Raw genomic sequence first — 13316 nt, forward strand, 5'->3', positions numbered from 1 at the left:
GCCCAAAAGTTTGCACGCCCCCATTTCGGTGTCGAATTACATCCTTCCGAAAGTCTTTTTGAGTTCTGCGACTTGTGCTGCATCCAACATCCGGGTTGGCATGTCCCGCAATGCCACGAGCAGCTTGGCTGTTTCTTCTAACTCTTCTGCTGCACAGACCGCCGAGAAGAGGTCCTTTCCCGATACGACTGGTCCGTGATTGGCCAACAGAACAGCACTAAATTTGCCGCCCAGTTTACGGATCAGATCACCTGATTTCGGATCACCCGGCTTGACGTATGGAACCAGTTTGACCCTGCCGACGCGCATCACCACGTATGGCGTAAGCGGTGGAATACAGTCGTCTGGATCGGTGTCTTCCAGACACGACAGTGCGGTGGCCCAGGTCGAATGCAGATGAACCACGGCGCCCGCTTCTGGTCTTGTCTCATAGAAAGCTTGATGCAGAAAGACTTCCTTGGTCGGCTTGTCTCCCGAGACGTGGTTGCCATCCAAATCAATCTTGGCGATGCGCTCGGGGTCGATATCGCCCAAGGTGGAATTTGTTGGCGTCATGAGGATCCCGTCATGTAAACGCGCGGAGACATTGCCCGCAGTGCCAACGGAAAAGCCACGTGCAAACAGTGAGGCACACAGCTCCGACATTTGCTGTCGTAATGCCTTTTCTTCAGGACTCATTTGCCGGCCTCCATCATTCTGAGAGCCTTCGCGAAAAAGTCCGGAGCGCCAAAGTTTCCAGATTTTAGAGCCAGCGCAATGGGTTCAGTTTTTCCGACGCTCAGGACAGGTACGCCCGGGTCGATCTCTGGACCAATTGACATGGCCAGAGACCCCAGTGCCTCAGAGACAGCCTTGGCGACAGCTCCCGACGTCTCTCCTCCCGCCACCACCAATCGCTTGTAGCTCTTCTGAACAAGTTCTCGTGCTGTATCCGCAAAGAGATTGTCCAGCTTTTCCGCCACAGCGTCCTGACCGAATTTGTTTTGGATCGCGCGCACATCATCCGGGCTTCCTGATGAATACGCGAGCGGCGCCTGACCCGGATGCGTTTCAAAGAAATCCAGAAGCGTTTGCGTGGTTACATCCCCGGACATGACACCTGGAACATCAATGACGAACGTCGGATTGGATTCCGCATGAACATCGATCTGCCCGCGTGTCGCACCTGAACAAGACCCTGCAAGGATAGCGGCGGGCCCTGCGATACCAGTGAACGCAATGCCAACACTTTTGGATGAAGCCTCTCTCAGGAAGTTTCTTGGTAGACCCAGCGCTATACCCGATCCCCCAGTAATGAGCTTGGCATCCTTTAGAGCTTCGCCCCAGGCCAACAAATCTTCATCCGAAATCGCATCACCGATCACAAAGCGCCCGTCTGCGTTCCGCAATGCATCAGAAATCGCCTCTGGTCCCTGCTTCACGGTGTCAACTGGCACCGACCCAACCGCTTCTTCGGTCTGATGCTGCAACCAACGCCTAATGTTGGCATCCGTCATCGGAGTAAGGGGGTGATTTTCCATCCCGGACTCGTTCAACAGCCTGCCGAGCACAAAAAGATGACCGTGATAGACCGTGCGTCCCGTTGTAGGAAAGGCCGGGCAGAAAATCACTTTTTGCGCGCCCAGTTCGTTGGCCAGCGCTTCCGCAACGGGGGCGATATTTCCTTCCATCGTGGAATCGAATGTCGAGCAATATTTGAAGATGAACTGCTGGCATCCTTGGTCCACGAGCCACCTCAAGGCACTCAGACTGTCTGCAACCGCTTCCTCGACCGGTGCCGTGCGGCTCTTGAGCGAGATCACACCCGCTTCGATCTCTTCGCTGGCCGGGGTCATCGGAATACCCGGGAACTGAGCCGTTCGTAACCCACCTTCTGGCTCAACGCCCTTCGCCAAGGTGTTCGCAATGTCGCTCGCACCAGTGAAGTCGTCCGCTATGACACCGATTTTCATAGTTCAATGTCCCGCGTCGGCCCTGGATCCAGCCTATGGATATGCGGTGCCGCGCCTACGGGAAATACCTCACGCACAAGTGGATCATGGCCGGGCACGATAAGCCTAGGACGCGAGGCCAACCTCTCGAGTGTCTTGAAGCCGTCCATCATGTCTTGCAAATCGACGACGATAGGAAAAGCTTTGCGCGCCATGAAATTCTCATAATAATGCGAGGCATCAGAGGCGAGTACCATCCACCCGGCTGCCGTTCTTACGCGAACGCATTGCAACCCGCGCGAATGCCCACCGATGCAGTGCACCGTGACCCCATCTGCAATCTCGGCTTCTCCGTCGTAGAACACGACTTTGCCCGAATAGAGACGCTTTACGACCTCGCAGACATGGTCAGCCGTGAAAGGAGCACGCAGGTGATCGTGGCACATGCAGGGACCTGTAGCGAAGGCCATTTCCGCCGACTGCATGTGCAACTTCGCGTTAGGGAACATATGCAGCCCCCCTGCGTGGTCATAATGAAGGTGGGTCACGATGACCTCAGTCACCGCTTCCGGCGCGATGCCTAGTGGCCGCAGAGCTTCGCGAGGGTCCATCGCGATGGGACGACCACGAGCGGCGGCCTCATCGGAGTCGTAGCCAGTATCGACCAGAATGACTTTGTTGCCGCGTTTGAGCACCCAAACGAAATAGTCCATCGCATGGGGAGCATCGTGATTATCATCGATGATGAAACTATCAGCTCGCGTCCGGGCGTTGCGATCCGCGTATTTCACGGCGTGAATTTCCCAATCGTTCATCGGATAACCTCGGAATAATGCTGAACCACCTTGGTGGCGATCATATCAGCCACTGCCGTATCAAAGGACTGAAAATGCGCGCTTTCTAGGTGGGCAGAGAACGCCACGCTGTCATCATAAACCTCATAGAGAAAAACTGTCTCATGATCGTCGCCGAGACATACGTCAAACTGCCGGCATCCGATTTCTTCACGCAAAGAAGTTGAAGCGTTTTCGACCATAAGCGGCAAGAAGATATCTCTGTTACCGGGCTTGAGAGTGAAGGTGACAGTAACCGCAAACATCAGACTGAAATTCCTTTTAGGCGTGAGAACGCGCGTTTCGCGACGGGCAGTTGGCTGAGGATCAGACCAATGTTGAGCACCAGCAGAATGGCCGCACCAGGCCGAGAAAAGAAGACCGAAGGATCCCCATCCGACAGGAACAGCGACCGACGGAAGGTTTCGTCAAACAGGCTGCCCAGAATAACGCCTATCACCAACGGCGCGATTGGGTACTTCATGAGGCTCATGAAATAGGCAACAGCGCCGACGCCAAGCATCAGGTAAAGATCATTGATGCCGCCGCCGACGCTGAAAGACCCGATGGTTGTCAGAACCATAACGACGGGCAAGAAGATGGTCTGCGGGATGGCGAGTATTTTGATAAAGACCCGAGCAGTGAACAGGCCCATTAAGAACATTGTCAGGGAGGCCAGCACTAAAATTGCAACCACGCGCAGAATGATCTCGGGGTCTATCGTCGGACCTGGGATCACGTTGTTGATCTTGAAAGCCCCCATCAAAGCCGCGGCGGGTGGTGAACCGGGAATGCCCAAAACCAAAAGCGGGATCAGCGCCCCCCCAATGCAGGCGTTATTTGCTGTTTCAGAGCACAGCAGACCTTCCAATGACCCTTTTCCAAACTTGTCGCCCTCGGCAGATACGGTCTTGCCGACACCGTAGCTGACCCAACCGGCGACATCTTCACCCACGCCAGGAAGCGCTCCTACCCCGGTCCCGATCACCCCAGACCGGCCAATGGTCGGTAGATAGCGTAGGATGGAGCGTAGGTTCGGAAGGATGCGACCTTTCAGGGCCAGAACTTTCCCGGCCTCAACGTGCCTCAAACCGTCAATGATTTGGGGAATGGCAAAGGCCCCCATCAAAACTGGGACGACCTGAAACCCGCTCATCAGATAGGACCAGCCGAAAGTATAGCGCGGCTCAGACAACAGAGGGTCGAGCCCCACCATGGACATCGCAAGCCCGATCAAACCGGCGATCCATCCCTTAATCACCAGGTCTTCGCTCATTAAAGTGCCAGAAAGCAGAATGCCGAACAGGGCCAGCAATGCTTTCTCCGGGCTTGCGATGTTCTTTGAAACCAAGAGCAGAGCCCACACGAAAATCAAAAGCGTGATGGTCCCGATAACTGTGCCAATGAAGCTGGCCGTCGTGGTCAGCCCTAGTGCTTCGCCCCCTCGACCCGCTTTGGCCAGTGGGTAGCCATCCATGGCCGTCGCCGCGCTGGCTGCCGTGCCCGGAATGTTCAGCAAAATAGACGGGTAAGAGCCGCCGTAAATCGCGCCGACATAGGCCCCGAGCAAAGCGATGAGCGAATAGTCGAGCGGGATTTTGTTGCCGAAGAAACCCGTCAGGATCGTCACAGCCAGGGTTGCCGTAAGGCCGGGCAGTGCGCCGAACGTGATGCCCAGGAACACGGAAGCGATCAGATACAGATAGGTCAGCGGGTCTACTGCCAGGCCCACGAATGCGGTCCCAAACCCAGCCAGTTGCGAAAGGATAAAGTCCATCCGGTCAGTCTTTCCATAGCGGACGAAGCGTCACGTAGTAGTGGTATTCGATTTGCTTGAAGATCAGCCCGCCGCGCGCGGGCACGTTCTGCCGGAAAACAAAGGCCATCGCACAAACGAGGATGAGCGGGGCAAGTATTGCCACCAATGGAACGAACCGCAAAACGCGCTCTGAAGCCGCTTTGGTCAATACCACTAGTGTTAACGCCACCCACAAGGCCAGTGTGAACCAATCATCAGCGTGTGCATTCCAATCCGCCTGAGCAGGAAACACGGCGAACGCAAACAAACCGGCGACGACAACTGCTATACAAGCCACCAAAGCACGCCGCGCATGACCCCCGTAGTAACCGTAAGTCAAAGCCGTGATCAGCAACCCAGAGCACAGAATGAAGTCCACTCTGGGAACCAGCCCGACGACATATGCAAGAAGAATCAGGCCTATGGTTGAAGCTCGATAGGCTTCCGACTTATCCCATCCGACCCCTAAAGCACTGAGCGCGTGTTGGGCTCCTCCTGAACGGATCGAAATCGCCAGCAACACGAAGGACAAGACAAGCAATCCACCGAAGATGAACAGCGGTACAATTGCTGCCGAGTTGTACCAATCAGACCCATTTACACCTGCGCGGTTTCCACCCCAAAGCGGGATGTCCGACGTCTTCCAAAGGAAAAAAGTGGAAATTGCTATCAGACCAATCGATGCCCAGAAATCGCGCGCCCGCATGATCAGTGTATCGTCAGGTTTGTCCATTGCCTGCCTCTTGTCAGAAAGGGCGCGATCAGGCGCGCCCTTGAAAAAGTGATAGGATTATGGCTTCTCGATACCCAGCGATGCCGGATCTACGGTCGCTGCGCCCAGATCTTGCAAGGTATATGCAAAGGTAGCTTCGAGGTTCGCAAACAGCTCTTGAGCTTCTTCGCCGTGTTGACCACCGACATCATAATTGTTTGCAGTGGCCCATTCAGCGACGGTGTCGGAGGCAATCGCTTGCTCGAAGGCATTACCAAGCGCGGCCTTTACGTCGTCCCCGGCTGAACTGTGAACTGCAAACCCGATGGCCTGCTTGAGCGGCAAATACTGATCGAGACCGTCATAAATGCCAAAGGCAGAAGGCACTGTTGCCCCTGCAATCTGCGCATCTTCGGGCGTCAACATCGCAAGCGGTTTAAGTTGACCGCCTTCGATCAACGCGGCCTGTTCAGCTAGAGAAGTCACAACCAACGCAACTTCACCTGCTATCGCTGCTTCCTGCCCTGGCGCTGAGCCTTTGTATGGAACAAACTTGAATTCTGCACCGGATCCTTTTTCGATGGCCAGAAGGTTCAAGTGGTGGATCGAACCTGCGCCGGAAGCCGCAGCCGGAATAGTCCCAGGAGCAGCTTTCGCAGCGTCGACCAGTTCTTCCAGAGTATTGTAAGGGCTGTCTGCCGGAACCGAGATCAGATCAGGTGATCCGCCAACGATGAACGGATACCAAAAATCAAATTTCTTATCCCAACCACCCTGCACGGCAGCGGTGACGTTAGACTCTGACAGACCAACCAATGTGTAGCCATCGTCCGGTTGGTTCATGACGTAGACCATGCCGTTGGAGCCCGCGACCCCACCTGTTTGATTGATCACATTGATCGAAACCGGAAGGTGTTTTTCCATCTCGGCCATGATCATACGGTTGATTGTGTCCGTCCCGCCACCGGCCCCCCAGACCACAGCTGTGGTGATATCACGATAGGGGTAATCCTGCGCAGACGCCGTCCCTGTAATACCGGTCGCCAACACCGCCGCGGCCACCAACCGCCCTAGTTTTCGTTTCATTTCCAAGTCCTCCCAAACAACTTTGCGTTTATTATTGCATTTATTTGCGTATACATTAAAGAATGCGCTGTCAACGGACTGTAGTGGAAGCTGCTATCGCGCTATTAATGCGAAACGGGAAGGAAGCGGGCCAAAATGAAAAAGACTTACGATGTCGCAGTGTTCCACGGGGATGGGATCGGCCCTGAAATTATGGGCCCTACGCTTGAAATTCTGCACCACCTCTCGCTCGGCAACCGCACCTACGAACTGGCGTTTACAGACGCGCCGGCAGGTGCAGGCCACTACGCCAAAACTGGAGAATCGTTTCCGGCTGGATCACTCGAAACTGCAAGCAACGCTGACGCGATTCTGCTGTCTGCAATGGGCTTACCAGATGTTCGATACCCTGACGGAACCGAGATTTCACCGCAAATCGATCTGCGAAAGCAACTGGGACTTTTCGCTGGTGTACGACCAGTAAAGGTAAGCAGTGGACAAATGACCCCCTTGGCGCTGCCTCCCGGAAAAGAGATCGACTTTGTCTTGATACGCGAAAGCACAGAAGGACTGTTCTTCACCCAAGGCGCTGGCGAAGTTACCGAAGACGAAGCACGTGAAACTCTGTTGATCACTCGTGAGGTGTCCGAAAAGCTGTTCCGTTTCGCGTTTGAACTCGCCCAGAACCGCAAAAGAACCGGGCGCGGTCAGGGTCGAGTTACATGTGTCGACAAAGCCAATGTATTCCGCGCCTTTGCATTCTTCAGATCGATGTTTGATGCAGAAGCCGCCCACCATCCCGATTTGCAGGCAGACCATGCTTATGTTGATGCCACCGCACTGTGGATGGTCCAAAAACCTTGGGAGTTCGATGTCATGGTGACCGAGAACATGTTCGGAGACATCCTCTCCGACCTTGGTGCAGGTCTCATGGGCGGTCTTGGACTGGCTCCGTCAGCGGATATCGGATTGAATCACGCTGTGTTCCAACCCTGCCATGGTTCCGCTCCAGACATTGCAGGACAGGGTATTGCCAACCCCTTTGCGATGATCCTGTCCGCAGCAATGATGCTTGAATGGTTGGGGTTGACCCATGATCACCCAGGCCTGTCCAACGACGGCGAACGGTTGCGTGAAGCCGTGGAAAAGGTGACTGCGAACGGACAGAACCTGACGCGTGACCTAGGTGGCACCGCCGGAACGCAGGACGCAGCCTCATCGGTATTGGAAGCATTGCGGGCATGAATACTCAACAAGCCATCAGGGTCGCGTGTGTGGGTGCGGGGTATTTCAGTAGGTTCCACTACGAAAGTTGGTCCCGAATGCCCAGAGCGGATCTGATTGCATCCTGCAACCGTGATATCAACAAGGCGAAGAAAACAGGACTGGCCGCTTACGATGATCTGTCAAAAATGCTGGAGGCGGAAAAACCAGATCTCGTGGACATCATTCTTCCACCTGTGGCGCAGGCCGACGCCATTCGAACTGCGCTGCATTCGGGCATAAAATGGCTGATCTGCCAAAAACCTTTCTGCATGTCTCTGGATGAAGCGGAGAAGATCGTTTCAGAGGCTGAAGCGGTAGGTGCAACCATTGTCGTACATGAGAATTTTCGCTTTCAGCCTTGGTATCGTGCAATCAAGGTGGCGATGACCGAGGGTCGAATTGGAACACCTCTACAAGCGACTTTCCGGCTTCGGCCCGGCGACGGACAGGGACCGCGAGCCTACCTGGACCGGCAGCCGTACTTTCAAAAAATGCCACGTTTCCTAGTTCATGAGACAGCGGTTCACTGGGTAGACACATTCCGATTTTTGTTCGATGCGCCCAGCGCAGTTTATGCGGACTTGCGCCAAGTTAACCCCGTTATCTCGGGCGAGGATGCAGGTTACATCCTGTTTGACCACCCCAAAGGTTTGAAAGCTCTGTTCGATGGCAACAGATGCCTTGACCATAGCGCCAAAAACCCGCGTCAGACCATGGGCGAAGCTCTCATCGAAGGAACGGAAGGATCACTAGTTCTTTACGGCGACGGTTCCGTTGACCTCCGCGCGTTTGGAAAACAGGAGAGACAGCAGATTCTACCTCCAAGCGATCATGATGGATTTGGAGGAGACTGCGTTCACGCCTTGCAAAGTCACGTCATTTCGGGCCTTCTACTGGGCACGCCTTTGGAAAACACGGCCCGAGACTATTTGGATGTGATCCGCATTGAAGAGAATATCTACCTCTCAGCTGCGGAAGGACGAAAAATCAACCTGGAGACACCGTGAAGGATCAGGACGCAAAAACTCTTTCCAATACACAACGCGCTGTTAGGGATTTGCGGCGGATGATCCTGTCTGGCGAACTTGCGGCCGGAACTGACCATCTGGAGTCGGAACTCGCCGAGACCCTTGGCATGTCCCGCACCCCGATACGGGAAGCTGCGCTGATGTTGGAAAGTAAGGGGTTGCTGGAAATGCGACCCCGAAAGGGCGTTCGGATACTGCCTGTTTCATCAGATGATATGCGTGAAATCTACGACATCCTTACGGAACTTGAGAGTCTCGCGGCACAGCGCGCTGCCGAAGCGGGTTATTCAGAAGATGAACTGGCGGTACTCGCTGGATCAATTGCGAAGATGGACCAAGCCATCGAAGCCGAAGACCTTGAAGCGTGGGCAGAGGCAGACGAGTTGTTTCATCAAGAGCTCGTTCGGTTGGGCGGCAACCAACGAGTCGAAGCGATTGTTGCCATGATGAGCGACCAAGTCCGCCGCGCGCGTGCAACGACGTTGTTCATCAGGCCCCTGCCCGTTAAATCCAACGAAGATCACCGGGTTGTTTTTCAAGCGATTAGTGAAGGTCGTCCAGATGCCGCCCGTGAACGCCATCGAGAACACAGGCTGCAAGCACAGGCTATGCTTTGCGGGATACTCGAAAAGCATCGGCTTAACAGCCTCTGATTTTCTCGCATCCGGTCGTTAATCAACTAGAATAGCTGCTTTTTTAGGCACAAAAGACTCTCCGAACACCTGTCTAACACGGCAGTCTATCGTAGAGGCCGGCTGTTCTGATTTACTTTTTTCAGGTCACTCAACCAACCACTGCATCAATGGAGTTGAAATAGTACGATTTCGGATTATATTAGTTCGATATCGTACTACTGGAGACTCAAGATGCCAAATCGAAGACGTTTTCTCAAGATTCTAGGCGGAGGCACAATACTGGCGGCAACGGGCGCGGTTGGGTTCCTAGCGACACGCACACCGCATGACGCGCTGGCTCCGTGGACGCCACAACCATATGACGACCCCCGCAAAGCCGCTTTGTCCTACGCGATTCTCGCCCCTAACCCGCACAACTTGCAACCTTGGCTGGTCGAGTTGGTTGGGCAAGACAAGGTGCGCATCCACCGTGATACAGATCGCGAGCTTCCGGAAACCGATCCTTACCACCGCCAGCTCTATATTGGCCTCGGCGCATTTGTTGAGACGATGGTCCTGGCGGCAGGTGCACAGGGATTTGATACCGAGGTCAAGTTACTGCCTGATGGGGATGACGGACCAATCGCAGAAGCAGTGTTTGTTTCTGGCGGAGCACCCGATCCACTATCAGATCAAATCCTCAAACGGCATTCCAACAAAGAACCGTACACTGAACAGCGGCTGTCCGAGACGGAAGTGTCGGTCCTTGAAAACTATGCCACTTTAATTTCCGATGAGGATCTAGTGGCCCGTGTTCGAGACCTCACGAAACGCGCATTTGAAATCGAAATGCGAACGCCGCAGACCCTGAAAGAATCCGTCGACCGCATGCGGATCGGGAAAGCAGAAATCAACGCCAACCCGGACGGGATTGAGTTACGCGATCCCATGCTGGAAACGCTGCGACTTACTGGCCTATTGGACAATGAGACCCTTATGAATGTTGACCACCCAGGCACTCAGTCTCACATGCGAGGCTACTTCGCTATGCTAGACGCGACGGCGCAATACGCAGTCCTCACGACAGCTACAAACACGCGAAGCGATCAACTCGAAGCCGGACGTCAATTGATGCGTTTCTACCTGAAGACAACCGAAATGGGTCTGGGCGTGCATCCGGTCAGTCAGGCCCTTCAGGAATATCCCGAGATGGCCGATGAATACGATCTTGCGCATGAGCTTCTTGCGTCACCAGGCCACACGGTGCAAATGTTGTTGCGTTTGGGGTATGGGCCTGAACCAATTGCCACGCCCCGTTGGCCTCTGGAGACACGAATTCTGAATGAAGCCTGAAGATGAGACCAACGAAGTCTACCGGTTCTTCACCGAGGTCGGGATCATCAACCAGCTGATCTCGACCAAGCTTGAAGCGTTCTTACCTGGCAGAATGACCGCTACCCAGTTTGGCATATTGGGCCACCTGGTCCGGCGCCCCGAGGGGGAAACGCCACTACAGCTGTCGAACGCTTTTCAAGTGCCCAAGACGTCGATGACGCACATGCTCGCGAGCCTAGAAAATCATGCCCTGATTACCCTTGAAACCAACCCCGATGACAAGCGTTCGAAAATTGCCCGGTCCACGCCGCAAGGCGCGGAGTTTTTGAAAGCTTCTATGGAACGGATGTCTGAAGCCCTGGCTCCAGTTTTGTCCGAACTCGGGCCCGAACCGTTCCATAGGTCTTTACCCAATTTGACGCTCATACGTGAAACGCTAGACAACGAGCGCGACTAGCCGTAACCTGCATCGCCCCAAGCAAGCAGCCAAATTCTCAAAAGATCATACAATCCGCGCCCGGAGGCAGAGGCGGCGATCCTTCAGGCAAGGTGGGTGTGTAGTCAAATGTCACAATCTTCGCGCCACCGTCGAACGCCACGAACAGTTGGTTAGATCCCGGCCTAATGGCGATGCCTTCCGGGTCAGTTCCGAATTCCAACAGGCTTTGCTGGGCGAGCAGTTGGCCATCTGCCGTGAACTCATACAGGCTGTTTGACCCTTCCCAGTCATCAACGATCAACATGTGACCGGTTCGTGGGTCAATTGCGATGCCCTGTGCCTCGCTTAAGGGGGGAGAGAGCTTCATGGTATCCAACCTTGCCGTAAGGACGCCTTCTGAAGTGAACCAGGACAACCGTTCCGGATCATCTTCTACGGTCACGATCTGCCCCTTTGCATTGATCGCGATCCCTTCGGTATCCGCAAATCCACCTTCAAGTTCAAAGGGTGCTCCTAAAGTGACTCCTTCCTTCGTGACATGTTGGAGGCTGCCAAGACCGTCGCCTACCAACAAGTGATCTCCTTCGATAGCAATTGCCTTGATACGGAAGAGATCGCTGGATATGCGGCGCAACTCATCACCTTGCAATGTAACGAGAATGGCCTCGGGCCCCTCGTTGGCAATCCACAAGCCACAAAACGTTGGATCGTAGTCAAGGCTTGCCGGTTGGTTGAGCTCGTAGCGCCCAGTTTCGCGAAGCTCCAATGCCGTGGACGGAGAAGCCCCAGCGCAGATCAGTAAGGCAATGGTTCTTGCAAACACTCAGAATGCTCCCGGAAAGGTATGTTGTTTAAAAAAATACCTGATTATTGCGCCCCTTCAGTGAGAAAGAACAGCTCAATGGGCTGAGCAAGGCCACGTATTTCGTGATCCCCACAGCTAACGAACATGTTCGGTGAAGCACTTGCAACGGCTAACGTCGCCAACACTCTCTGACCAATTGATTTTGTTAAGTTTTCAATTCGGCTTGCGACGTTCACCGCACCACCCAAAACCGTAAAATCAAGCCTGCCGGGGCTGCCGATGTTACCGTAGCTGACCTGCCCAACGTTGATCCCAATTCCAATGTCCAAGGGCGGTTTTTGGAACTCGTCTCGTCTAGTGTTGAGAGCGTTCAAACCACTCAGCACACTCTGCGCTGCAAGAGCCGCCATTCTGCAACGGTCGGCATGGTTTTTTTGAGCTTCGATAGTGAAGATCGACAGGATGCCATCACCCATAAACTTGAGGACGTCTCCACCGTGGTCTTCCACGGCGTTGACCACCAGATCAAAATAGTCGCTGAGCGTGTCGAAGACTTCTTCTTCCGTAGAGGTTTCGGAAAATGCCGTAAAACCTCGCAGATCAGAGAACATAACCACGGCATCCAGAGTTGTTCGCTCACCGCGCTTGATGTTTCCGCTCCAGACTGCCTCGGAAGGCCCATCTCCTAAATAAGTTCGAAGTAGACCTTTAGACGATTTTCGCATCGTCACAGGTTCCAAGGCGCAAGAAAGGGCCGGTAAGACCGCTTCAATCAGCCTTAGATGTTCCGTCGAGAATCCATCCGGCGCCTGTGTAATGAACGTGCAACCATGCAGCGATCCATCACCATAATAAAGCAAAGTAGCGTAGTAGTCGGTGCCGCCTTGCTCTGCAAACTCCAAATAGGATGAATGCTCTGTTTCTGAGTCCAGTTGCTGAAGACTTTTGTGAAGCGGCTTTCTATTCGCCAGAATATACTCAAATGAGCTCCCAACATAACCATCCGTCAACGTCGTCTCATGGGTGACATCGTAGCTGTCGGTGCCGTTGGGCGTCCAAACCACGCCCCAAGCAATAAGCAATGGATTGGCAAAGCGTTGGCCAATGTTTACTCGCCACAGCGGAACTCCGGCTTCGACCAAGGAGGAACAAAAGTGTGACACCACTTTTACAGGATCGCCGGAGCTACGACCTTCTGTAATCATCCATTCGGTTAGTCGGGTGACTTCTTCCATGTACCCAAGTTAGTCGCTTGCAAAGGATGAGCAAAGGCTATTGGATTTGCATTGTCGCATGCTTTTTTGAGTCGCCTGATCTGGCTGGTTCAACGAAGATTGGAGCGTTGCACCCGGGCGACCTTCAGTAGAAACCAATCTCGCTGACATCTACGCTGGCCTCATGATCGTGCCCGAAGGCTACAACCCCAAATGAGGTTATTGCATCCGCATCGGGAATAGCGCGCAACATGGCACCTGAAGCCTTGAAGCCTG

Annotated in this window: 14 protein-coding genes; 5 read left to right on the forward strand and 9 right to left on the reverse strand. The window is 54.1% G+C overall.

The annotated features are described in order from the left end of the window. Positions 1–36: 36 nt before the first annotated feature. Genes otnC through GOX75_RS17400 form a run of 7 tightly spaced genes read right to left on the reverse strand, consistent with a single transcriptional unit; the run spans position 37 to position 6360 of the window. Positions 37–678 carry a 3-oxo-tetronate 4-phosphate decarboxylase gene (otnC, locus tag GOX75_RS17370; RefSeq protein ID WP_171125190.1) on the reverse strand — a complete coding sequence of 214 codons (642 nt, stop codon included), beginning with the start codon at positions 676–678 and terminating at the stop codon, positions 37–39. Beyond that, complete coding sequence (gene otnK, locus GOX75_RS17375; protein ID WP_171125192.1) at positions 675–1952, reverse strand: 3-oxo-tetronate kinase; 1278 nt, start codon at positions 1950–1952, stop codon at positions 675–677. The genes otnC and otnK overlap by 4 nt, the downstream gene beginning before the upstream one ends. After that, complete coding sequence (locus tag GOX75_RS17380; RefSeq protein ID WP_171123441.1) at positions 1949–2746, reverse strand: N-acyl homoserine lactonase family protein; 798 nt, start codon at positions 2744–2746, stop codon at positions 1949–1951. Before GOX75_RS17380 ends, otnK begins: the two co-directional genes overlap by 4 nt. After that, positions 2743–3030: a putative quinol monooxygenase gene (locus tag GOX75_RS17385; RefSeq protein WP_171125194.1), complete on the reverse strand. Its 288-nt coding sequence runs from the start codon at positions 3028–3030 to the stop codon at positions 2743–2745. Before GOX75_RS17385 ends, GOX75_RS17380 begins: the two co-directional genes overlap by 4 nt. Continuing rightward, positions 3030–4541 carry a tripartite tricarboxylate transporter permease gene (locus tag GOX75_RS17390; protein ID WP_171125196.1) on the reverse strand — a complete coding sequence of 504 codons (1512 nt, stop codon included), beginning with the start codon at positions 4539–4541 and terminating at the stop codon, positions 3030–3032. The genes GOX75_RS17385 and GOX75_RS17390 overlap by 1 nt, the downstream gene beginning before the upstream one ends. 4 nt (positions 4542–4545) lie before the next feature. Further along, positions 4546–5295, reverse strand: coding sequence for a hypothetical protein (locus tag GOX75_RS17395; RefSeq protein WP_171125198.1), 750 nt, complete (start codon positions 5293–5295; stop codon positions 4546–4548). A 57-nt stretch (positions 5296–5352) separates the two neighbouring features. Next, positions 5353–6360 (reverse strand): tripartite tricarboxylate transporter substrate binding protein, encoded by a 1008-nt coding sequence (locus GOX75_RS17400; protein ID WP_170353706.1) that lies wholly within the window; start codon positions 6358–6360, stop codon positions 5353–5355. 135 nt (positions 6361–6495) lie between these two features. On the opposite strand from GOX75_RS17400, the gene GOX75_RS17405 reads away from it, so the two are divergent. The 5 genes from GOX75_RS17405 to GOX75_RS17425 all read left to right on the forward strand — a co-directional run bounded on the left by GOX75_RS17405 (position 6496) and on the right by GOX75_RS17425 (position 11039). Further along, positions 6496–7584 (forward strand): isocitrate/isopropylmalate dehydrogenase family protein, encoded by a 1089-nt coding sequence (locus GOX75_RS17405; RefSeq protein WP_171123449.1) that lies wholly within the window; start codon positions 6496–6498, stop codon positions 7582–7584. Further along, positions 7581–8612, forward strand: a complete 1032-nt coding sequence (locus GOX75_RS17410; protein ID WP_171125200.1) for a Gfo/Idh/MocA family protein — start codon at positions 7581–7583, stop codon at positions 8610–8612. The genes GOX75_RS17405 and GOX75_RS17410 overlap by 4 nt, the downstream gene beginning before the upstream one ends. Further along, entirely contained in the window at positions 8609–9286 is a 678-nt protein-coding gene (locus GOX75_RS20625) for a GntR family transcriptional regulator (protein WP_171123453.1), read from the forward strand. Before GOX75_RS17410 ends, GOX75_RS20625 begins: the two co-directional genes overlap by 4 nt. 213 nt (positions 9287–9499) lie before the next feature. Continuing rightward, positions 9500–10600, forward strand: coding sequence for a nitroreductase family protein (locus GOX75_RS17420; RefSeq protein WP_171125202.1), 1101 nt, complete (start codon positions 9500–9502; stop codon positions 10598–10600). Then, positions 10590–11039, forward strand: a complete 450-nt coding sequence (locus tag GOX75_RS17425; protein ID WP_171123457.1) for a MarR family winged helix-turn-helix transcriptional regulator — start codon at positions 10590–10592, stop codon at positions 11037–11039. The genes GOX75_RS17420 and GOX75_RS17425 overlap by 11 nt, the downstream gene beginning before the upstream one ends. A 37-nt stretch (positions 11040–11076) precedes the next feature. Here GOX75_RS17425 and GOX75_RS17430 read toward each other — a convergent pair whose 3' ends face one another. After that, positions 11077–11844, reverse strand: a complete 768-nt coding sequence (locus GOX75_RS17430; RefSeq protein ID WP_371808191.1) for a hypothetical protein — start codon at positions 11842–11844, stop codon at positions 11077–11079. A 44-nt stretch (positions 11845–11888) separates the two neighbouring features. Next, entirely contained in the window at positions 11889–13061 is a 1173-nt protein-coding gene (locus tag GOX75_RS17435) for an adenylate/guanylate cyclase domain-containing protein (RefSeq protein WP_171125204.1), read from the reverse strand. Between the last annotated feature and the right edge of the window lie 255 nt (positions 13062–13316).

This window comes from Ruegeria sp. HKCCD7251, assembly GCF_013031165.1.
Lineage (GTDB): Bacteria > Pseudomonadota > Alphaproteobacteria > Rhodobacterales > Rhodobacteraceae > Ruegeria.